At 67.6% G+C, this 19,701-nt stretch carries 22 protein-coding genes and 1 other RNA gene; 7 read left to right on the top strand and 16 right to left on the bottom strand.

All coding sequences use genetic code 11. The features are described 5' to 3' along the window. The first annotated feature begins 7 nt into the window (after positions 1-7). The gene (gene mtgA, locus C8J26_RS08150; protein ID WP_107957455.1) at positions 8-679 is read left to right on the top strand and encodes a monofunctional biosynthetic peptidoglycan transglycosylase; all 672 of its coding nucleotides are present in this window, start codon (positions 8-10) and stop codon (positions 677-679) included. Positions 680-736: 57 nt separating this feature from the next. Here mtgA and C8J26_RS08145 read toward each other — a convergent pair whose 3' ends face one another. The 9 genes from C8J26_RS08145 to C8J26_RS08105 form a co-directional block, all read right to left on the bottom strand. Then, complete coding sequence (locus C8J26_RS08145; RefSeq protein ID WP_107957454.1) at positions 737-979, bottom strand: hypothetical protein; 243 nt, start codon at positions 977-979, stop codon at positions 737-739. Between the two features lie 78 nt (positions 980-1,057). Then, positions 1,058-1,381 (bottom strand): YbaB/EbfC family nucleoid-associated protein, encoded by a 324-nt coding sequence (locus C8J26_RS08140; RefSeq protein ID WP_055878059.1) that lies wholly within the window; start codon positions 1,379-1,381, stop codon positions 1,058-1,060. Then, on the bottom strand, positions 1,378-3,048 hold the full coding sequence (locus C8J26_RS08135; RefSeq protein WP_107957453.1) for a DNA polymerase III subunit gamma/tau: 1,671 nt from the start codon (positions 3,046-3,048) through the stop codon (positions 1,378-1,380). The genes C8J26_RS08140 and C8J26_RS08135 overlap by 4 nt, the downstream gene beginning before the upstream one ends. A 279-nt stretch (positions 3,049-3,327) precedes the next feature. Further along, an RNA gene (ffs, locus tag C8J26_RS08130) (signal recognition particle sRNA small type) lies at positions 3,328-3,421 on the bottom strand. 40 nt (positions 3,422-3,461) lie between these two features. Further along, the gene (locus C8J26_RS08125; protein ID WP_107957452.1) at positions 3,462-3,707 is read right to left on the bottom strand and encodes a hypothetical protein; all 246 of its coding nucleotides are present in this window, start codon (positions 3,705-3,707) and stop codon (positions 3,462-3,464) included. A gap of 78 nt (positions 3,708-3,785) precedes the next feature. Then, complete coding sequence (locus tag C8J26_RS08120; RefSeq protein ID WP_208631346.1) at positions 3,786-4,142, bottom strand: hypothetical protein; 357 nt, start codon at positions 4,140-4,142, stop codon at positions 3,786-3,788. Positions 4,143-4,252: 110 nt separating this feature from the next. After that, entirely contained in the window at positions 4,253-4,558 is a 306-nt protein-coding gene (locus tag C8J26_RS08115; protein ID WP_107957620.1) for a 2Fe-2S iron-sulfur cluster-binding protein, read from the bottom strand. Continuing rightward, positions 4,555-5,640, bottom strand: coding sequence for a cysteine desulfurase family protein (locus C8J26_RS08110; RefSeq protein ID WP_107957451.1), 1,086 nt, complete (start codon positions 5,638-5,640; stop codon positions 4,555-4,557). The genes C8J26_RS08115 and C8J26_RS08110 overlap by 4 nt, the downstream gene beginning before the upstream one ends. Continuing rightward, positions 5,637-6,680 (bottom strand): cysteine desulfurase family protein, encoded by a 1,044-nt coding sequence (locus tag C8J26_RS08105; protein ID WP_279628939.1) that lies wholly within the window; start codon positions 6,678-6,680, stop codon positions 5,637-5,639. Before C8J26_RS08105 ends, C8J26_RS08110 begins: the two co-directional genes overlap by 4 nt. Before the next feature lie 81 nt (positions 6,681-6,761). Between C8J26_RS08105 and C8J26_RS08100 the strand changes: the two genes are divergently transcribed. Further along, positions 6,762-7,418 (top strand): alpha/beta hydrolase, encoded by a 657-nt coding sequence (locus tag C8J26_RS08100; protein ID WP_031395613.1) that lies wholly within the window; start codon positions 6,762-6,764, stop codon positions 7,416-7,418. A gap of 148 nt (positions 7,419-7,566) precedes the next feature. On the opposite strand, the gene C8J26_RS08095 is transcribed toward C8J26_RS08100, so the two are convergent. Both C8J26_RS08095 and C8J26_RS08090 read right to left on the bottom strand, forming a co-directional pair. Further along, a complete protein-coding gene (locus tag C8J26_RS08095; RefSeq protein ID WP_107957450.1) occupies positions 7,567-7,746 on the bottom strand; it encodes a hypothetical protein in 180 nt (59 codons plus the stop codon). After that, on the bottom strand, positions 7,743-8,705 hold the full coding sequence (locus C8J26_RS08090) for a threonine ammonia-lyase (RefSeq protein WP_107957449.1): 963 nt from the start codon (positions 8,703-8,705) through the stop codon (positions 7,743-7,745). Before C8J26_RS08090 ends, C8J26_RS08095 begins: the two co-directional genes overlap by 4 nt. A 137-nt stretch (positions 8,706-8,842) precedes the next feature. Here C8J26_RS08090 and C8J26_RS08085 point away from each other — a divergent pair, with 137 nt between their 5' ends. The 5 genes from C8J26_RS08085 (at position 8,843) to C8J26_RS08065 (ending at position 13,274) form a co-directional block, all read left to right on the top strand. Continuing rightward, the gene (locus C8J26_RS08085) at positions 8,843-10,078 is read left to right on the top strand and encodes a type III PLP-dependent enzyme (protein WP_107957448.1); all 1,236 of its coding nucleotides are present in this window, start codon (positions 8,843-8,845) and stop codon (positions 10,076-10,078) included. 152 nt (positions 10,079-10,230) lie between these two features. Continuing rightward, positions 10,231-11,292, top strand: coding sequence for a 1,9-bis(guanidino)-5-aza-nonane synthase (locus C8J26_RS08080; protein ID WP_056015723.1), 1,062 nt, complete (start codon positions 10,231-10,233; stop codon positions 11,290-11,292). A gap of 199 nt (positions 11,293-11,491) precedes the next feature. Then, positions 11,492-11,917: an MAPEG family protein gene (locus C8J26_RS08075; protein WP_107957447.1), complete on the top strand. Its 426-nt coding sequence runs from the start codon at positions 11,492-11,494 to the stop codon at positions 11,915-11,917. Between the two features lie 85 nt (positions 11,918-12,002). Then, entirely contained in the window at positions 12,003-13,007 is a 1,005-nt protein-coding gene (locus tag C8J26_RS08070; protein WP_107957446.1) for an alpha/beta hydrolase, read from the top strand. 69 nt (positions 13,008-13,076) lie between these two features. Next, the gene (locus C8J26_RS08065) at positions 13,077-13,274 is read left to right on the top strand and encodes a hypothetical protein (RefSeq protein ID WP_056417909.1); all 198 of its coding nucleotides are present in this window, start codon (positions 13,077-13,079) and stop codon (positions 13,272-13,274) included. Here C8J26_RS08065 and C8J26_RS08060 read toward each other — a convergent pair. The 5 genes from C8J26_RS08060 to C8J26_RS08040 are packed head-to-tail and all read right to left on the bottom strand — an operon-like array spanning position 13,267 to position 19,701. Next, positions 13,267-15,153: an XrtA/PEP-CTERM system amidotransferase gene (locus tag C8J26_RS08060; RefSeq protein WP_107957445.1), complete on the bottom strand. Its 1,887-nt coding sequence runs from the start codon at positions 15,151-15,153 to the stop codon at positions 13,267-13,269. The genes C8J26_RS08065 and C8J26_RS08060 overlap by 8 nt on opposite strands. After that, positions 15,154-16,629 carry an exosortase A gene (xrtA, locus tag C8J26_RS08055; RefSeq protein ID WP_107957444.1) on the bottom strand — a complete coding sequence of 492 codons (1,476 nt, stop codon included), beginning with the start codon at positions 16,627-16,629 and terminating at the stop codon, positions 15,154-15,156. After that, on the bottom strand, positions 16,626-17,807 hold the full coding sequence (locus C8J26_RS08050; protein ID WP_107957443.1) for a TIGR03087 family PEP-CTERM/XrtA system glycosyltransferase: 1,182 nt from the start codon (positions 17,805-17,807) through the stop codon (positions 16,626-16,628). The genes xrtA and C8J26_RS08050 overlap by 4 nt, the downstream gene beginning before the upstream one ends. Continuing rightward, complete coding sequence (locus tag C8J26_RS08045) at positions 17,804-18,844, bottom strand: FemAB family XrtA/PEP-CTERM system-associated protein (RefSeq protein WP_107957442.1); 1,041 nt, start codon at positions 18,842-18,844, stop codon at positions 17,804-17,806. The genes C8J26_RS08050 and C8J26_RS08045 overlap by 4 nt, the downstream gene beginning before the upstream one ends. Next, positions 18,841-19,701, bottom strand: a complete 861-nt coding sequence (locus C8J26_RS08040) for an XrtA system polysaccharide deacetylase (RefSeq protein WP_244185216.1) — start codon at positions 19,699-19,701, stop codon at positions 18,841-18,843. The genes C8J26_RS08045 and C8J26_RS08040 overlap by 4 nt, the downstream gene beginning before the upstream one ends.

The raw sequence follows: 19,701 nt of genomic DNA, 5'->3' as shown, positions 1-19,701 counted from the left end.
AGCGGCGATGGGCTTCTTCCGCATTTTCGCCAAGATCGTCTTCGGGTTCGTCCTAGTCACGGTCGCATGGGTCGGCATCTATCGGTTCGTGCCGGTACCGTTCACTTGGACGATGATGGGCGACGTCCTCAACGGGCATGGCGTGACGAAGGACTGGATGCCGTTATCGGAGATGGATCCGGACATGGCGCGCGCGGCGATCGCGGGCGAGGATTCGCGCTTCTGTTCGCATCATGGCTTCGATTTCAAGGCGATCGCGGGAGCGGCGGCGCGCAATTCGCAGGGCGGGCGGATCCGCGGTGGCTCGACGATCAGCCAGCAGACCGCGAAGAACGCGTTTCTGTTCCAGGGCGGCGGCTATGTCCGCAAGGCGTTCGAGGCGTATTTCACGGTGCTGATAGAGGCGTTGTGGCCGAAGCGGCGGATCATGGAGGTGTATCTCAACATCGCCGAGACCGGGATCGGGACGTACGGCGCGAATGCCGGGGCAATCCGCTATTTCAACCATGATGCGTCGAAGCTGTCGGCGACCGAGGCGGGGCGGATTGCGGCGGTGCTGCCGTTGCCCAAGAAGCGCGCGGCGATCGATCCGCATGGGTTCGTGCGCAAGCACGGAAACACGCTGTCGCGGCGGGTTTCGGTCGTAAGAAATGACGGGTTGGACAGCTGCCTGCGGTGAGGCTGCCAGCGCCGCGAAGCTGCCGCCCCGGTGTTGGCCGGGGCGGTACGTCATCGATTACTGCGTCGACTTCTCGACCGCGTCGCCGGCCTTGTCGGCAGCGCCGCCGACGCTCTTGGCCGCCGAGGTGATCGCTGCATCCTTGCTGTTCTGCGCGCCTTGGCGGCTGAACAGATAGAAGCCACCGATCAGCACCGCGATCAGCAGGACGACTGCGATCATCGCGCCGCCACCTCCGCTGCGGCGTTCGATGACGGTGGTGTGGGTGGTCGGGGTCTCGACGATACGCTCTTCGGCCATGTTACTCTCCCTGATAACTGAGAGGCGCAACGCTGGCCGAAGACCGAATGTTCCCGTCCCGAAACGAACCCGAAACGGTCAGAACGGCAGCTTGAAGCCCGGGGGCAGCTGAAGCCCGCTGGTCATCTTCGACATCTCGGTGCCCGATACCGCGTCCGCCTTGGCGCGCGCGTCGTTGAACGCCGCGGTCAGCAGATCCTCGAGCATCTGCTTCTCGCTCACCTGGATCAGCGAATCGTCGATCGCGATGCCGATGATCCGGCCCTTCGCCGACGCCTTCACCTTGACGAGCCCGCCGCCCGACGCGCCCTCGACCTCGATCGTGTCGAGATTGGCCTGCGCTTTTTCGAGCTCGCTCTGGACGTTCTGCGCCATGGCGAGGATTTCATCGATATTCTTCATGCGTTGCTCCTTTGACCGGGCCAATTTTCCATTCTGGTATCGGGGAACGCTTCGCGCGCTGCCCGGACCAATGGCGAGTCCCAATATTTCAAACGGTTTGCCTCTTCGGCGGAGTCGGCCTGTTCTTTCAACGTCGGCTCGCCGGGCGCATCGACGATCGACACTTTCCACGCGGTCCGCGTCACCGTCTTCAACAGCGTGTTGAGTTCGGCCAGCGTGTCCGCCGACACCGGGCGACTGCCGCTGAGGGCGAATTCGGGTGGCGCATAGCTGACGATCCGCGCACCGTGCCGCAACCGCGCGGCGATCGCGAGACCGCCTTGCTCGTCGAGCAGGTCGACCAGCGCCTCGAATGTTGGCGGCAGGATCGGACCGGTCGGTTCGGGCGCCGTCGCAACGGGCGCGGGCTGGCTGGCGGGCGTCGGCAGCGACGGCGCGGCGGCGGGGGCCGCCCCGCTGGCGATCTGGCGGGCGAGCTCGCCGGGATCGGGCAACGTCGACGCGTAGATCGCGCGCAGCAGCGCCATCTCCGCCGCCTCGATCGGCAGCGCAGCCTTCGCGACCTCGTCATGCCCCTTGAGGAACAGCTGCCACAGGCGGTGCAGCGCGGGGTAACCGAGCGATGCTGCCCATTCTTCACGCGCCGCGCGTTCCTCAGCCGGTTGCGCGGCGTCGGGCGGCGTGCCGACCTTGGTCAGCGTGATGCCGTGGACGGTTTCGAGCAGCGAGCGGAGCACCGACAAAGGGTCGACGCCATAATCATATTGGCGACGCATCGCGGCGAGCGCCCCTGCCCCGTCGCCGGCGAGGATCAGCGTGAGCAGATCGCGCACCGCACCGCGATCGGACAGGCCGAGCATCTGGCGGACCGCATCCGCCGTCACGCCGCCGCCTTCGAGCCCGGCATGCGCGATCGCCTGGTCGAGGATCGACAGCCCGTCGCGCGCCGAGCCTTCCGCGGCGCGCGCGATCAGCATCAGTGCCTCGGGGTCCGCGACGACGCCTTCCTCGGTCGACACCCACGCAAAATGCTTGGCGAGTTGCTCGGCGGAGATGCGGCGCAGGTCGAACCGCTGGCAGCGCGACAGGACCGTTACCGGCACCTTGTTCACTTCCGTGGTCGCGAACAGGAACTTCACATGCGGTGGCGGCTCCTCGAGCGTCTTGAGCAACGCGTTGAACGCGTTCTTCGACAGCATGTGGACTTCGTCGATGATGTAGATCTTGAAGCGCGCGGTGACCGCCGAATAGCGCGACGCGTCGATGATCTCGCGGACGTCGTCAACGCCGGTATGGCTGGCGGCATCCATCTCGATCACGTCGATATGACGGCCCTCGGCGATCGCACGGCAGGGTTCGCAGACGCCGCACGGGTCGATCGTCGGGCCGCCCTGCCCGTCGGGACCGATGCAGTTGAGCGCCTTGGCGATCAGCCGCGCGGTCGACGTCTTGCCGACCCCGCGGACGCCGGTCATCAGGAACGCATGCGCGAGCCGGTCGCGCTTGATCGCGTTGCCCAGCGTCTGCACCATCGCATCCTGCCCGATCAGCTCGGAAAAGGTCTGCGGACGATATTTGCGCGCGAGCACGCGGTAGGCGACATCCCCGGTTTGGGCTGGCGTCTTGGCCGGCTGCGGGGGTTCGCCCAGGTCGAAGGAATCTGACATTGCCGGCGTCATAGCGGGTGTGACGCGCGCTGTCGAAGGGGAGTGAAGTATAGGAAGTATAGACGCTGGGAAGGGTCTGCACTTGGGTTGGCGGGGCGGTGTCACGAGCCGGTCGAGGAGCGAGCGTGGGTCATCGGCGGATGCTGCCACGGCGGCGGCGTGTAGGACACCGGTTTGGGCTTTTCGCAAAATTCAGAAGGAAGTGCGCTGCGGCCAAGCCGCATCGTCAGTCGGCGCTTTGCGCCGCTGGCCGCGCTCATGTTTGCTTGCAAACATTCGCGGTGGGAGCCGGGACGACCCGTAGCTGAGTCGTTGTGGCTGCTTCCTTCCGGATCTGACCAAGTTGGCGACGACCACGTCCGCCCGACTCCCGCGCCGCATATGGCGGGGTCGGGCGGGATGATCAAGCCGCTTTAACGCGAGCGGTTGACGCGCACCGTGCGGCAGACGCGCTGGCGGTGGTGATTGCGAACCACGTTGCGGCACACCTGGCGCGTGCGGACGGCGTGACGGCCATAGCCGGGGCGGCGATCACTGTGGCGGACGACCGTACGCTCATGGACGACGGTGCGCTGCGCCGATGCCTCTGCGGCGATCCCGACGGGCGCGAGACCGGTAAGCGCGACGAGGCCTGCTGCGGCGATGGTAAAGAACTTCATGGGGGTCTCCTACGTGACGCAAGTCCCGATGGACTGGCAACCTATGTTAAACAGAGCGGGAGTCGTTACGGTTCCGTATTATCGACGGAAGCAGCGACGAACCGGGCCGTAATAGCCACGCTCGATCCGGCATACGACGCGCGACCGGCCATAGCCGCGCGGACCGCGATACCCATAACCACTGTCGCGATAGCCGCCCCGATAGCCGCCCCGATAGCCGCCCCGATAGCCGCCATAGCCACGCCGCGGACCGTCCCAGCCACGGCGGTCGTCCCAGCCGCGGCGGCCATGCCAGCCCCGGTCGCCACGCGGCCCATGCCAGTCATGATGGCCGCGCGGGCCATCCCAACCGTAGCGCTGCGCATCGGCGGGGGCCGCGGCGAACAGCGTTCCCGTGGCCAAGGCGCCAGCGGCGAACATTGCGATGATCTTCATGTCCGGTACTCCTCTCAAGACCTCGTACATTGAGGCGATGAGCGGATAATCGGCTTGCGGGCGTGGACGTTCCCTGAACCGCGCGTTGTCTTCCTGTAAGCTTTGCTGACCTACCCCGGAATCCGAACGGTCAGTCCGTCGAGCGCGTCGGTCAGGCGGATCTGGCAGGCCAGCCGGCTGGTCCGCGTGGCGTTCTGCGCGAGATCGAGCATATCCTCCTCGTCCTCGCTCGCGGGCGGGAGACGCGCAAAGTCGGCGGGATCGACGACGACATGGCAGGTGGCGCAGGACAGTTGGCCTTCGCACGTGCCCTCTAGCGGCTGATTGTGCGCCTGCGCGGTGTCGAGCAGCCGGTCGCCCGGGCTGGCCGCGACGCTGGTAATGCTGCCGTCGCGGGCGATGAAGCGGACGATCATGGCCATTGTCCCTCGGCAGCGGCGACGATTGCGTCGATCGCATCGCGCAGTTCGGTTTCGGTGGTGTAGCGGCCGAAGCCGAGACGAATGCTCGCGCGCGCCTGCGCTTCGGTCAGGCCGATCGCGCGGAGGACGTGGCTGGACCGACCCGATCCGCTCGCACAGGCCGAGCCCGCGGAGAAGGCGATGTCGCGCAGGTCCGACATCAGCCGGTTCACGTCGAGACCGTCGCGGCGGACGTTCAGATTGCCGTGATAGCGGTGCTCGGTCGATCCGTTGACGATCCAGTCGGGGCCGAGACGGTTGAGCGCGAGTGGCTTCAGGCGGTCGACATGCGCGGCGTCCTCGATCGTCCGCGCGGCCATCAGCTTGGCCGCGACACCGAAGCCTGCGCAGAGGGCGGGCGAGAGCGTGCCCGATCGGCCGGGCGCTTCCTGCCCGCCGCCGTGCAACAGCGGGGCGAGGTCGACGCCGTCGCGGATCCATAGTGCGCCTATGCCCTTGGGACCGTGGATCTTGTGCGCGGAGATCGCGATCAGGTCGACGGTGTCGGGGATCGGTACGCGGCCATAGCCCTGGACCGCGTCGCAGAGCATCAGCGCGCCGGCTGCGTGCGCGAGATCGGCGAGCGCCGCAATCGGCTGGGTCACGCCGATCTCGTTGTTGACGAGCATCGCGGCGACGAGACCGGTGCCGGGGAGGATCGCGACGCGGGCCACGTCGAGATCGACCACGCCGTCGGGGCCGACCGGGAGGACCGTGACCTGGCGTCCCCTCGCCGCCTCGGCTGCGACCGTGTCGAGGACGGCGGCGTGTTCGGTCGCCAGCGTGACGATGGGGCCGGTCGAGCCCTTGATCGCCCAGTTGAGCGCTTCGGTCGCGCCGCTGGTGAAGGCGACGCGGCCGCCGGGGGGCAGCAGCGCGGCCACCTGATCGCGCGCGACCTCGACCGCGGCTTTGGCGCGGCGGCCTTCGCGGTGCGGGGAGTGCGGGTTGGCGTGCTGCGATTCGAGCCACGGCAGCATCGCGGCGAGCGCTTCGGGCGCGAGCGGGGCGGTCGCCTGGTAATCGAGATAGGTCATGCGGCTTGCTTTATGTCTCGTGCGATCCGGGTCCAGGCCTCGGCGAACCGCGCGACGTCGTCGGGTGTCGTCGTCCAGCCGAAGCTGACGCGCACGACCTCGGCGGCGGCTTCGGGGGTATAGCCCATCGCGGCGAGCACGTGGCTCGGGCGCATGCTGCCCGACGAACAGGCGCTGCCCGCCGAGACGGCGAACCCTGCCATGTCGAGGCGGATCAACTGCGCCGCGGAGCTTATGCCGGGCATGCGGTAGGAGGCGATCGTCGGGATCCTCGGCGCGTCGCGGCCGACGATCTCGCCGTCGCTCGCGAGGATGGCGGTATCGAGCGTGGCGCGGAGGTCTGTCATGGCGGCGAACCAGTCACGCGGTGCCTCCAGCGCGGCGGCGAAACCGAGCGCGCCCGGAAGATTCTCCGTCCCACCGCGATAGCCGCGCTCCTGTCCGCCGGTCGGGTCGAGCAGACTCAGGTCGCGGACCAGCAATGCACCAATGCCGGGCGGACCGCCCAGCTTGTGCGCAGAGACGATGACGAGGTCCGCGTCGGGGAGCGCGAGCTTGCCGGCGGTCTGCGAGCAATCGGCGATCCAGACGTCGGTCGCCGTCCGCTCCGGCACACCGGGGAGGACACCGGTTTCGCTGTTCGCGGATTGGACCGCGACGACCGTGGGCAGGTTTGCCGTTTCGATGCGCCCGCCGTCGTCGACCGGCAGCATGATCGGGCTTTCGGCAGCGCGCAGGATCGCGTCGTGCTCCACCGCCGCCACACCGGCGCCCGGCCTACCGCGCAGTGCGAGCGCCGCGGACTCGCTTGCACCGCTGGTCAGGATCACGTGGTGCGGCCAGTCGAGCGCCGCCGCGATCCGCTTGCGCGCGCCCTCCAGCGCGGCGCGGGCCGCCCGGCCCTCGGCATGCGGCGAGGACGGGTTCGCCCAGCGCGTCATGCCCTCCATCACCGCCGCGATGGCCTCGGGGCGCATCGGCGTGGTCGCGGCGTGATCGAGGTAGATGCGGGGCGCGTTGCGGGACAGGGTCGGTTCCAATTGCGAAAAGAGGCTCGAACCCTATATAGCGCGCATAGTCCGGCACTCCACCCGAGTGCACATCCCAGCTCGCGAGTGCCCATGCCAGAAGTCATTTTCCCCGGTCCCGAAGGCCGTCTCGAAGGTCGTTTTGCGCCGGGTCCGCGCCCGCGCGCGCCCGTCGCGATGATCCTGCATCCGCATCCGTCGGCGGGTGGCACGATGAACAACGCGATCGTCCAGCAGCTGTACAAGACGTTCCAGCGGCGCGGCTTCGCGACGCTGCGGTTCAATTTCCGCGGTGTCGGCAAGAGCCAGGGCGTGTTCGACAATGGCGTCGGCGAACTGAGCGATGCGGCGAGCGCGCTCGACTGGGTGCAGAGCTTCCACCCCGAGGCGCAGACGACCTGGATCGCGGGCGTCAGCTTCGGCGCGTGGATCGGCATGCAGCTGCTGATGCGCCGGCCGGAGATTCGCGGGTTCATTTCGATCGCACCGCCGGCGAACCTGTACGACTTCACCTTCCTGGCGCCGTGCCCGTCGAGCGGGATCATCATCCAGGGCGAAGGCGACGAGGTCGCGACGCCGGGTGCCACGCAGAAGCTGGTCGACAAGCTCCGCACGCAGAAGCACATCACGATCCATCACGACACGATCCCGAAGGCGAACCACTTCTTCGAGCATGAGATGCCCGAGCTGATGGGTAGCGTGGACAAGTATCTCGACATGCGCCTCGACCCGAACTCGCCGATTAGGTGACTTCTGCCCTTCTCCCCTCGGGGGAGAAGGTGGCGCGGTAGCGCCGGATGAGGGGGAGTTGGGATGGGTTCGTTCTCCCCAACGCCCCTCACCCTCCCACCGCAAGGGCGGTGGGCCCCTCCCTCTCCCCAAGGGAGAGGGGTTTAAATTAGAGTGTCCAGATGGCTACGTTGGCCAGCAGGACTGCGGCCATTACCAGCATCAGCATGCCTTTTTTCGTGTCGCGCTTCTTTGCGATGAGCACTGTGCCGCCGATCAGGCAGGCGAACATGCACAGCATGGCGATCGCAGGCGCCGCAGCGGCGATCGAGGTGAGTCCCGCGTTCATGCGGCCATCGCCTTGGCATAGGCGGCCAGATCGACGTTGCCGCCCGACAGGATGACGAGCAGCCCGGGTTCGAGCTTGACCTTGCCGGCGAGCACCGCCGCCAACCCGACCGCGCCGCCGGGTTCGATCACCAGCCGCAACTTCTCGCCCGCCCAACGCTGTGCCGCGGCAATCTCCGATTCGCTGACCGCCACGCCGGTCGCATCGCGGCGGGAGAGGACGTCGAAGGTCAGCGGCGATACGCGCAACGTCTGGAGCGAATCGCATGCGGTCGGCGGCGGATTGGGACCGACGGGTTCGATCCAGGACGCCTCCAGCGACCGTAGCATGTCGTCCCAGCCTTCGGGTTCGACGACGGTGATCGCGCTGTCCTTCAGCGCCAGCGCGATGCCCGCCGACAGACCGCCGCCGCCGCACGGAATGACGACGCGCGTCGGGACACCCATCCCCAACGCCGCCATCTGCGCGGCCGCTTCGATCCCGGTGCTCCCCTGCCCTTCGATGATCCACGGGTCGTCGAAGCTCGGCACCAACGTCGCGCCGCGCGCTTCGGCGAGTTGCGCGGCGATCGCCTCGCGGCTTTCGGTGGCGCGATCGTAGGTGACGACCTCCGCGCCGAGCGCCAGCGTCGATTCGCGCTTCAGCCGCGGCGCATCCGAGGGCATCACGATCGTCGCCGCGATCCCGAGACGCTTCGCCGCCCAGGCCACCCCCTGCGCATGATTGCCTGAGGAAAACGCGACGACACCTTTTTTCCGCGCGCCCTCGTCCAGCGCGGTCAGCCGATGCCAGGCGCCGCGAATCTTGAACGCGCCGATTGGTTGCAACGATTCAGCCTTGAAAGCGACCGGTACACCCTTGATTTCGCTGATAAATAGCGGCGTAGGCGGGAGGATCCGCGCGATCTTTTCCGCCGCATCGCGGACCCCCGCCCGTGTCGGCTGTCGCAAAATCGTCACACACTGGCTCCTATGCAGCCAACCCTATTTACATGGGGGGCAAGCGATCCTAAATCGCGCTTCCGCTGCCCCATGGGACTTCCAACCGCAAGGCAGTGTTTTCGTAATTTGTCTCAGGACATTGGAGGTCCCTTGAATTGCACAAGCATCATAACGCGCTGGGGCTAGCGAAAGCCCATTCGACCGCCGTCTCCCCCAACGCAGGGCGCGGCATCGACATCGCTAAGGGGCGCCCGGTTGATCCGGTCACGCTCGTTCGACCGCACGCCGCTGCGCGCGCCGCCCGATTCTTTGCTGAGAAGTTTCCGGGTCGCTCGATGTACGCGGTGAAGGCGAACCCGAGCCCCGAACTCCTGCAGATCCTGTGGGACAATGGCATCACGCATTATGACGTGGCGTCGATCGCGGAGGTGCGCCTGGTCGCCCGTACGCTGCCCCAGGCGACCCTGTGCTTCATGCACCCGGTTAAGGCCGAGGAAGCGATCCGCGAGGCGTATTTCACGCATGGCGTACGGACCTTCAGCCTCGACAGCCTGGAAGAGCTGGACAAGGTCGTTCGTGCCACCAACGAAGCCGCCGACCTGACGCTGTGCGTCCGGCTGCGCGTGTCGTCGGAGCATTCGAAGCTTTCGCTCGCATCGAAGTTCGGTGTCGCCCCCGGCGAATCGAAGGAGCTGCTGTTCGCGGCCCGCCAGGCGGCGGACGCGCTGGGCATCTGCTTCCATGTCGGTTCGCAGGCGATGACCCCGGAAGCCTATTCGAACGCGATGGAGCGCGTCCGTGCGGCGATCGTCGAGGCGGCGGTCACGGTCGACGTGATCGACGTCGGCGGCGGCTTCCCGTCGTCCTACCCGGGCATGGAGCCCCCGCCGCTCGAGCATTTCTTCGAGACGATCCACCGTGCGTTCGAATCGCTGCCCGTCAGCTATTCGTCCGAGCTGTGGTGCGAGCCGGGCCGGGCGCTGTGCGCGGAATATTCGTCGATCATCGTGCGCGTCGAAAAGCGCCGCGGGACCGAGCTGTACATCAACGACGGTGCGTATGGCGCGCTGTTCGATGCGGCGCATATCGGCTGGCGTTTCCCGGTCGAGCTGCTCCGCGAGCCGGACAGCCGGGCGAAGGACATGGAGTTCAGCTTCTACGGTCCGACGTGCGACGACATGGATTACATGGTCGGGCCGTTCCTGCTGCCCGCCGACATCCAGGCCGGCGACTATATCGAGATCGGCATGCTCGGCGCCTATGGCTCGGCGATGCGGACCGCGTTCAACGGGTTCGGATCGGACGAGACGGTGATCGTCACCGACGAGCCGATGGTCTCGCTGTACGTCGACCGGTATCAGGACCTCGCGTCCAACGTCGTCAAGCTGTAACCAAGCTTTAGTACCGCGCCCTTCTTCCTCCCCTCCCGCCTGCGGGAGGGGTCGGGGGAGGGCTTGTCCGCGAGCGATGGCGTTCGCGGATCGATCAGCCCCTCCCCTAACCCCTCCCGCAAGCGGGAGGGGAATTTCTGGAGAATTCAGACATGACCGAAGACACCCGCATCGACGCGCAGCGCAAGGCTGAGCTCCTGTCCACCACCGTCGAGCATATCGACATCACGAGCTTCGACGCGCGGCCGATCGTCGATGCGATGAAGAAGATGTCGTTCACCAGCCGCGACCTCGGCCGCGCGACCGACATCTACAACCAGATGCTCGCTGACAAGGACTGCACGATCTTCCTCGTGATCGCGGGCTCGACGAGCGCGGGCGGTTGCATGGACCTGTATGCCGAGCTGCTGCGCAACAACATGATCGACGGCATCGTCGCGACCGGCGCGACGATCGTCGACATGGATTTCTTCGAGGGCCTCGGCCACAAGCATTATCAGGCGCTCGAAGTGCCGCACGACGACGTCCTGCGCTCGCTGATGATCGACCGGATCTACGACACCTATATCGACGAGGAAGAGCTCCAGCACGTCGACCACACGATCTTCGAGATCGCCGAGACGCTGGAACCCCGTCCCTATTCGAGCCGCGAATTCATCCGCGAGATGGGCAAGTACCTCGTCGAGCACGGCAAGAAGGACAACAGCCTCGTCAAGCTCGCCTATGAGCATGACGTGCCGATCTTCTGCCCGGCGTTCGTCGACAGCTCGGCCGGGTTCGGTCTGGTCAAGCATCAGGTCGATGCCGCTAAGGCGGGCAAGCCGTACATGGTGCTCGACGCGATCGCCGATTTCCGCGAGCTCACCGAGATCAAGATCAAGGCGGGCACCACCGGGCTTCTGATGATCGGCGGCGGCGTGCCGAAGAACTTCATCCAGGATACCGTCGTGTGCGCCGAGATCCTCGGCCATGACGACGTCCAGGTCCACAAGTACGCGGTGCAGATCACCGTCGCCGACGTGCGCGACGGGGCGTGCTCGTCGTCGACGCTGCAGGAGGCCGCCTCGTGGGGCAAGGTCAACACCGGCATCGAGCAGATGGTGTTCGCCGAGGCGGGGTCGGTCATGCCGCTGCTGGCATCGGACGCGTATCACCGCGGGCTTTGGAAGGACCGCCCGGTCCGCAAGTGGGGCGCGAGCTTCGACAAGGCCTGACTTCTAAATCCTCCCCCGCAAGGGGGAGGCGGCGCGCAGCGACGGAGGGGGAGGCGGCGATAACCTTGGTTCCGTGTCCTCCCCCTCCGTCAGGCGAGAGCCTGCCACCTCCCCCTGGCGAGGGAGGATCAGAGATACCATTGCCCCCACAGGGCAATTGAGGCAGCCTCTCCCGGGGATAACCGGGGGAGGCTTTTTCATGCACAGCGACATCCTGCGTCCGATGGTCGTGCTGATCGCGTGGACGCTCGTCATGCTGGGCGGGGCGCTCGCCACGCGGCTGCCGGCGATGAAGGCGGCGGGCGTCGACCTGCGCACGCTCGTCGGCACCAAGGGGTCCGATGCCGACCGGTCGCTGCCCCCGCAGGCGCAGTGGAAGGTCCACAACTATAATCACCTGATGGAACAGCCGACGCTGTTCTACGCGGTCTGCACCGTGCTGGCGCTGAGTGGCTCGGGCGACGGGCCCAATGCCTGGATTGCCTGGGCCTATGTCGGGTTGCGGATCGTGCACAGCCTGATCCAGGCGACCAGCAACCGGGTTCGCGACCGTTTCGTTGTGTTCGTGCTGTCGAGCCTGACACTGGTGGCGCTTACGCTGCACGCGGCATTGGCAGTGTTTTGAGGATCTTGGGACCGCTGCCGGGAAAAAACGCCGATCGCATCGCGCTCCCCTCCCCCAACGGGGTTGGATCGGCTAGCAGTCGGGCATGACCTTCGACCGCCGCTCGCTTCTCACCATTCCCCTCGTTGCCGGAGTCGCCCCCGCCGCATTCGCGCGGACCGGAGCGCAGTTGGGCGGCGGCCAGTCGCGCGAGACGGACCTGCCGATCTGGCCGCCCGCCGAGCGGTTCGCGCTCTGGCCCGGCATACCGCAGGGTGCCCCGAACCCGCTGCCGACTCCGCATCCGACGATGCCGCGCTATCCCGATGGCTATCGCGATTTCCAGATGCGCGGCGTGGTGCGTCCCGAGGTCGGCGTGTTCCGGGCACCGCGACCCGATGGCCGCGCGGTGCTGATCGTCCCCGGTGGCGGCTATGCGATCACCTCGCTCCGCAACGAGGGTATCGACGTCGCGCGTGCGCTCAACGCGTTCGGGATCACCGCGTTCGTGCTCAGCTACCGCCTGCCGGGCGAAGGCTGGGCGGACCGGGCCGACGTGCCGCTCGCCGATGCGCAGCGCGCGATGCGGCTGATCCGCGCCAATGCGCGCACCTATGGCATCCGCGCGGACAAGCTCGGGGTGCTCGGCTTCTCCGCCGGCGGCCATCTCGCCGGATCGCTGACCGTGCTTCCCGACTTCAACGTCTATCGCCCGGTCGATGCGGCCGACCGGCATTCGGCACGTCCCGCCTGGGCCGGGCTCATGTACGCCGTCTCGAACATGGACCCCGGGCGTAGTCATGGCGGATCGCGCGCCAACCTGCTCGGCCCCGATCCGCTGCCCACGGTCCAGGCGCGCTATGCGATCGACCGCCAGCTGCGGCCCGGCGCGCCGCCGCTCTTCCTGGTCCATGCCGAGGACGACACGACCGTGCCGGTCGCCAACAGCGTCGACACGCTCGCCGCCGCGCGCCGCGCCGGCATCCCCGCGGAGGCGCATTTCCTCCAGCGCGGCGGCCACGGCTTTGGCACGCGCCTGTCGCCGCGGTCGCCGGGATCCTTGTGGCCGCAGCTGTTCGATCGGTGGATGGGCGAGGCGGTCTCGCCATGACGATGCGAGTCAGGCTTACGGACCTAATATCAGTGCCGTAACGTTTAACCTGCAACTCAGGAGAGCGCGATGACCCGTCCGCATGCCGAACCCCGCGACGTCTTCCACGAAAACGGCGAGGTGATCATTGACGGGCCTAACGGCACCGTCATCGCCATGACCCCCGAAGCCGCGCTACGGACCGCGGGGCGGCTCGACGAGGCCGCGCTGGACGAGCTGATCGCACGTGCGCAGATCGACGCCAAGACGCCGCTTCGCCCTAACTGAACATCCGTCGCATCGATCGCTCCAGCATCACGAACTGCCACAATGTCCGGCCGTGCTCGGCCCTGCCCATCCGGTGCTCGTCCGCGATCCGCGCGATCGTCGCCATGTCGAACCAGCCGGTCTCGCCGAGCGTCCGCGACTTGGCAAGCGCGATTGCCTCGCCCGCCAGCGCCTCGCGGAACCACGCGCTGATCGGCGTGACGAAGCCCATCTTCTGGCGATAGAGTATTTCGCGCGGCAGATAGGGCTCCATCGCCTTCTTCATCAGCCATTTGCCCTCGCCGTGCCGCAGCCGCATGTTTGCCGGCAACGTGGCGCAGAACTCGATCAGGCGGTGGTCGAGCAACGGTTCGCGCGCTTCTAGCCCGACCGCCATGCTGGTGCGATCGACCTTGGTCAGGATATCGCCGGGCAGCCAGTGTTTGATATCCGCATATTGCGCGCGGTCGATCGCATCGCGCGCGGGCGCGTTCGCCATCGTCGCGACATAGCGATCCTCCGCAACGTAGCCGCCGAGCGCGGCGCGCGCGCTTGGCGAGAAGAGCTGCGCGCGGAGCTCGGGCGCGGTGACGCCGACCGAGCGGGCATAGGCCTCGCCACCGTCGCGGGCGAGCGCGAGCAACGTCGAGCGGGCGCGGAGCGGGCGCGGCGCCCAGTCGGCCTTGGGATACCAGCGGCCGAGCGTCCCGAAGACGTCCGCGCGCAGATGCGCCGGGAGCAGGCCGCGAATGCGTTCCTCCGCGGACTGGAACTTGTAGCGGCGATAGCCGGCGAGCGCCTCGTCCGCACCATCCCCCGACAGCGCGACGGTGACGCTTTCGCGGGCGAGCGCGCAGACCTGATAGGTCGCGAGCGCGGACCCGTCCGCGAACGGTTCGTCGAAGCTCGCGACGAGCGTGTCGATCAGCGAGACATCGCCCGACTGCACGACGCGCTCTCGGTGATCGGTGGCGAAGCGGCGGGCGACCGTGGTGGCGAAGCCGCGCTCGTCATGGCCGGCTTCGTCGAACCCGATGGTGCAGGTGCGCACCGCCTTGGGGCTTGCCTCGGCCATCAGCGCGACGACCGCCGAGCTGTCGACCCCGCCCGACAGGAACGCGCCGAGCGGCACGTCGGCGACCATCCGCGACCGCACGCCCGCGCGCATCCGATCGACGAGCTCCTCGCCCAGCGCCTTGGCCGAGCCGGTCGCGCGGTTGGAGAAGTCGATATCCCACCACCGGCGCGGCGGCGGCACCGGCCGACCGCGCTCGACGAGCAGGAAATGGCCCGCGGCGAGTTTCCTCACGCCTGCGACGATGCAGGCGTCATCGGGCACGTAGCCGAGCGCCAGATAATCCTCGACCGCGTGGAGATCGGGGACGCGCCGCAATTGCGGATGCGCGAGCAGGCCTTTCAGCTCCGACGCGAAGGCGAGCGAGCCGTCCGCCAGCTCGACATAATGCAGCGGTTTCACGCCCAGCCGGTCGCGCGCGAGGAACAGCGTGTGCGCCGCCGAATCGTGGATCGCGAACGCGAACATGCCGTTCAGCCAGTCGAGCATCGACGGGCCCCAGGCGCGCCACGCATGGAGCAGCACCTCGGTATCGCCCGTCGTCCGGAAGATCGCGCCCTTGGCGATCAGCGCGTCGCGCAGTTCGGCGAAGTTATAGACCTCGCCATTATAGGTGATCGTCAGCGACCCGTCGGACATCGGCTGCGGCGAGCCTTCGAGGTCGATGATCGACAACCGGCGATGCCCCAGGCCGACGCCGGGCGCGGTCCAGATGCCGTCGCCGTCGGGCCCGCGATGCGCCTGCGCGGCGATCATCGCGAGGATGCGGTTCGGCTCGACCGGCTTGGGTGTTCCCGGATGGAAGATCCCGGCGATGCCGCACATCTAGCGCATCCCCGCAGCGGTATCGGCCACCGCGTCGATCGGCCCCAGCGCGGCGAGCAAGCGGGTGATCGGTCGCGGATCGGCGCCCTCGACCGAGAGGTGGATCGCCACCGCGCGTTGCGGGCCGCCGAGCAACCGCGCCTTCATCGTCTCGATCTTCACCAGCGTCTCGTCCTGCGTGGTCACGTCGCCGACCCGGTACCACGTTGCGACGATCCGCTCTACGGGCCCCGGCGCGGTGATCCGCATCGCCGACCCGCGCGCGATGTCGGGCAGATCGGCGACGCGGACCCAGCGATCCTCCTGGCGCAGGACGCCGGTACCGTAGGCGATCAGTTCCTTGCCCTCGCGCTGACTGCCGAACACCACGATGCCGATGTCGACGGTCGCGCCAGAGGCGTCGGCATAGCGGCCGAACAGATAATGGTCTGCGCCCGGATAATAGGGCATCCAAGGCGCGGCAGTGCTGACCGGAACGCGGTGCCAGCCGCGGATCTCGGGCAGGTCGATATGCGCGGGCAGCGGCTGCACCCGGCCTGCGACGGCGGCGCTCCAGGCCGGGAACAGCGCGACCGTCGCGAGCACGAGCGCGGTGGCGACCAGCAGGTCGGTGCGGTGGCGCGGCATCGCCTGGAGCCGGGCGGGATCGAAGGCAGGATCGTCGGGCGCGCGGTCGAACCAGCGCCAGCCGATCGCGAGCACGCCGGCCATGACGAGCGCGAAGAACACCCAGCCATAGACAATATGGTCTAGCCCGGTGGCCGCCTCGACCGAGGTCAGGTCCGCTGCCCAGATCGTCCCGAACGCGCGGACGCCGTTGGCGATGACCGGCACGACGACCGAGACCACCAGGAAGACCGCCCGGCGTTTCCACGACACGAAGCAGAGATTGGCGACGAGCACACCGAACGCGACCATTGCGATGACGAACTTGGCGCCCGAACACGCCTCCGCCACCTCGAAATAATAGCGGCCTGCGTGGATGAGGACGCCATCGACCACCGCGGGCACGCCGACGAGGTGGAGCAGCGGCATGACGATCCCGACCGTGATCACCTGCAACGGCGGTTCGAGGCCTTCGCCGAACGGGACGAGGAACACCGCATAAGCCAGCGGAAACAGCAGCCCGCGGGCCACATTGGGGCCGAGGATCGTGACGACCGCGCCTTGCAGCATGATCACCAGCCCGAGCTGTCGCGCAAAGCCGACCGAGGCGGCGTCCCCCATCAGCCAGCCGAACCCGCCGATCGCGACGAGTGCGAGGCCGGGCCACCAGCCGGTCGGCGTCAGCTGGGCAAGGTCACCGCGACGTTGCCAGACAAGCCAGGCGACGACCGGGCCGATGAACAGGCAGTGCCCGAAGGTCGTGCTGTTCCACCAGATATGCGCCAGATCGCCCACGTCGCTGCGGAAGGTCAGCAGGATCAGCGCGGACACGAACGCCAGCGCGATGCCGTGACGGCGCCACGCGCTCATGCCGTCAGACCGAGCAGCGCGTCCAGCGGGGCAAGGCGGGCATCCCAGCCATAACGTGCGATGACCTGCGCACGCGCCGCGCTGCCGAGACGCGTGGCGGTCTTCGGCGCGTCGAGCAGCGCGAGGACTTGGTCGGCGAAGGCCTGTGTCGAGCTGGCGACCCGGATCGTGTCGGCGTGGTCGATCCCTTCCGCCGCCGCTGCGGAAGCGACGACGGGACGTGCCATCGCCATCGCCTCGAGCACCTTGTTCTGGATGCCGCGCGCGAGCTTCAGCGGGGCGACGCAGACGTCTGCCGCGGCGACCCAGCCGCGAACGTCGTCGACGGCCCCGGTGACGATGACGTGATCGCCCGCCAGCGCCTGGACGGCGGGCGGGGGCGCGCGACCGACGATCGCGAAGTGCGCGGCGCGGTGGTGGCGGACGAGCGGCAGGATGTCGCGCGCGAACCAGGTGACGGCGTCGATGTTGGGCCGGTAATCCATCTGGCCGGTGAACACGATCAGTGGCGTCTCGCCGGAGCGGGTACCGCCCGCGCGGTCGGCGAAGGCCGCCGCCGGGTCGAACGTTACCGAATCGATACCGTTCTCGACCGCGAGGATCTGCCCGTTCGCGCCGCCATCCCGGAAGAGCGCGGCCTCGGCCTCGCTGACGAACAGGCTCGCGGAAACGCGCGCGGCGATCTCACGCTCGAACGCGCCCAGCAACCGGGCTTCGCGGCGCATCATCCAGCGCATCGGGCCGCGCGCGTCGGCTGCAAACCCTGCGAACTTGGCCGAATCGACGTCGACAAAGTCCATGACGACGGGTGGACCGTAGGCGGGGAGATACTGCGCCATCTGGCCCGAGAAACAGTAGATGCCCGAGACCTGCGGCACGATGCGGTCGACCGCGGCCTGCATCGCCGGGCTGGCGAAGGCGGTCAGCGATACCGGCTTGCCGCTGGCCAACGCCTCGACCGCCGCGCGCTTCTGCGATTTGCCGCGTGGCAGGATCGTGCAGCTCGCCAGCATGTCGGTGAACGCCGCCGGTGGATCGAGGTCCGCGGCATCGTCGGCAAAGGCCACCAGATGAACAGGGGTGCGCTTCGCCAGATACTGGAGGATGTGGAAGCCGCGGATCTTGTCGCCGCGATCAGGGGGAAAGGGGATCCGGTGCGCGAGAAAGAGCAGGCTCACCCCAGGCCTCGGGAGATCCACGGCCCCGCTGCGGTGGCGGCCCAGAGCGGCAACCGCTTCCATGTCCGCACCATCAGCGCGTATTTGGGATTGAGCGGGTTCACCTCGCGCGCGGGGCCAACGCTGCGCTTCGCGTAGAGCCGTGGCTCTGGCGTGAAGCCCCAGTTCTTCTTGAACGCCGCCGCGCCCGTATCGGTCTTCGAGCGGCCGAAATCGAACCGCGTGCAGCCTTTCGCGCGCGCGTGCGCCATCAGCGCGAAATACATCCGGTCATTGGCGCGCAGCGCGCGCGCCGCATCGGTCCCGCCGCCCCAATAGGGATAGACGGTGCCGTTGAAATACAGGCTGAGCACGCTGGCGACGGCGACACCCTGATGCCGAACGGTGAGAACATCGGCGTCCATCATGCTCGCAACACACCGGAAAAGTTTCGCGGGAAAGACCGGCGTCCCGAGGTTGCGGACCGACTCCGCGTAAATCCGATAATGCTCGTCGAGCAGCGCGCGATCGTTGCCAGTCACGATCTCGAGATCAAGCCCGAGCGAACGGCGAACCTCGGCGCGCTGTTTGCGCGGGATTGCGAGCAGTTCGGCCGCCTCGTCCACCGCGAGATCCCGCGCAAACCCGAGATAGCTCGTCTCGTCGCTGGTCCAGCCGTCGGGCGCCGCGCCGCCGCGGAGTTCTACCGATGGGCAGCCTAACCGCAGCGCCAGGTTCCACGCCCCCGCCGCGAGCGGCTCGATCGACGCCCCCAGTACGCCGCCATCGACGCCGAACCCGGTCGACACCAGCGCGCGCCCGAACAGCAGCGAGCGCATCTCGGTCAACGGCAGCACGCCGAGGATCGCACCGCTGGCATCCTCGGACAGCAGATAGTGCGCGCGTTGGCCACACCCCTCCTGCACGGCGCGGCTCCATTGCGGCAGATGAAACGGCGTCGCCCCATCGGTCACCGCGACGAAGGCCGCGATCCGCGCGCACTCGGCCGGATCGCGGAGGTCGGCCTCGCGCACGCCGACGGGCATGGGTGCGGTCACGCCAGCCGGGCCGCTTCGCGCGCGACGACCGCATCGACGCGGCCCCAGGCATGACGACCGAGCAACCCGCGCAGCTTGCCCGCCATCGCGCCGAGCCGTGAATAATGGCGGATCTTGGAGCGCATCGGTGCGGCATCGACGCGCGGCTGCGACGGATCGATCTCCCATGGGTGGAAATAGAACATCGCCGGACGATCTTCGCGGTTGACCTGACGCACCGCGAAATCGGTGATCGCGGCGGGCAACAGGCGGAAGAAGCCGCCGCCGGTCGCAAGCTTGCGCTCGCCGAACTTGGCTACCGTCACCGGCACCTCGATCAGCGCGCTGTCGGGGAGCGGCTTGAAGCCATACCGCGGCGCATCGAGCCAGCCATAATGGTCGTGCTTCACCGGCGCGACGCTCGACGAATAGGCATAGCCTGCATCGGCGAGTTCGACATGCGCCCAGGGAGTCCGCTGATCGATCGAGAAGCTGGGCGCGCGATAGCCCGTGACCGCCATACCCGCCGCATCCTCGATCGCGGTCCGCGCGCGGATCAGGTCGGCGCGAAAGACGTCCGGAGTCATCGTGAAGACTCGCTGGTGATCCCAGCCGTGGCTGGCGATCTCATGTCCCGCATCGACGATCCGGCGGATCAGCGCGGGATAGCGATGCGCGACCCAGCCAAGCGTGAAGAACGTCGCCTTGGTGTCGCGCTCGGCGAACAGTGCGAGCGCCGCGTCGGTGTTCGCCTCGACGCGCGGCATCAGCGAGTCCCAGTCCGCCTTGTCGATGACGTTTTCGAAGGCGCCGACCTGAAACCAGTCCTCAACATCGACGGACATGCCGTTGAGGACAGGCGCTTTTACGCCGCTCAT

This window comes from Sphingomonas aurantiaca, from assembly GCF_003050705.1.
Lineage (GTDB): Bacteria > Pseudomonadota > Alphaproteobacteria > Sphingomonadales > Sphingomonadaceae > Sphingomonas > Sphingomonas aurantiaca.
This window is presented reverse-complemented; position numbering and strand designations above follow the sequence as displayed.

What these genes read in the sequence shown, in the direction of transcription:
- mtgA (WP_107957455.1), top strand. Translation starts at nt 8, where the DNA reads ATGGGCTTCTTCCGCATTTTCGCCAAGATCGTCTTCGGGTTCGTCCTA.
- C8J26_RS08145 (WP_107957454.1), bottom strand. Translation starts at nt 979, where the DNA reads ATGGCCGAAGAGCGTATCGTCGAGACCCCGACCACCCACACCACCGTC.
- C8J26_RS08140 (WP_055878059.1), bottom strand. Translation starts at nt 1,381, where the DNA reads ATGAAGAATATCGATGAAATCCTCGCCATGGCGCAGAACGTCCAGAGC.
- C8J26_RS08135 (WP_107957453.1), bottom strand. Translation starts at nt 3,048, where the DNA reads ATGTCAGATTCCTTCGACCTGGGCGAACCCCCGCAGCCGGCCAAGACG.
- C8J26_RS08125 (WP_107957452.1), bottom strand. Translation starts at nt 3,707, where the DNA reads ATGAAGTTCTTTACCATCGCCGCAGCAGGCCTCGTCGCGCTTACCGGT.
- C8J26_RS08120 (WP_208631346.1), bottom strand. Translation starts at nt 4,142, where the DNA reads ATGAAGATCATCGCAATGTTCGCCGCTGGCGCCTTGGCCACGGGAACG.
- C8J26_RS08115 (WP_107957620.1), bottom strand. Translation starts at nt 4,558, where the DNA reads ATGATCGTCCGCTTCATCGCCCGCGACGGCAGCATTACCAGCGTCGCG.
- C8J26_RS08110 (WP_107957451.1), bottom strand. Translation starts at nt 5,640, where the DNA reads ATGACCTATCTCGATTACCAGGCGACCGCCCCGCTCGCGCCCGAAGCG.
- C8J26_RS08100 (WP_031395613.1), top strand. Translation starts at nt 6,762, where the DNA reads ATGCCAGAAGTCATTTTCCCCGGTCCCGAAGGCCGTCTCGAAGGTCGT.
- C8J26_RS08095 (WP_107957450.1), bottom strand. Translation starts at nt 7,746, where the DNA reads ATGAACGCGGGACTCACCTCGATCGCCGCTGCGGCGCCTGCGATCGCC.
- C8J26_RS08080 (WP_056015723.1), top strand. Translation starts at nt 10,231, where the DNA reads ATGACCGAAGACACCCGCATCGACGCGCAGCGCAAGGCTGAGCTCCTG.
- C8J26_RS08075 (WP_107957447.1), top strand. Translation starts at nt 11,492, where the DNA reads ATGCACAGCGACATCCTGCGTCCGATGGTCGTGCTGATCGCGTGGACG.
- C8J26_RS08070 (WP_107957446.1), top strand. Translation starts at nt 12,003, where the DNA reads ATGACCTTCGACCGCCGCTCGCTTCTCACCATTCCCCTCGTTGCCGGA.
- C8J26_RS08065 (WP_056417909.1), top strand. Translation starts at nt 13,077, where the DNA reads ATGACCCGTCCGCATGCCGAACCCCGCGACGTCTTCCACGAAAACGGC.
- C8J26_RS08060 (WP_107957445.1), bottom strand. Translation starts at nt 15,153, where the DNA reads ATGTGCGGCATCGCCGGGATCTTCCATCCGGGAACACCCAAGCCGGTC.
- xrtA (WP_107957444.1), bottom strand. Translation starts at nt 16,629, where the DNA reads ATGAGCGCGTGGCGCCGTCACGGCATCGCGCTGGCGTTCGTGTCCGCG.
- C8J26_RS08040 (WP_244185216.1), bottom strand. Translation starts at nt 19,701, where the DNA reads ATGAGCGGCGTAAAAGCGCCTGTCCTCAACGGCATGTCCGTCGATGTT.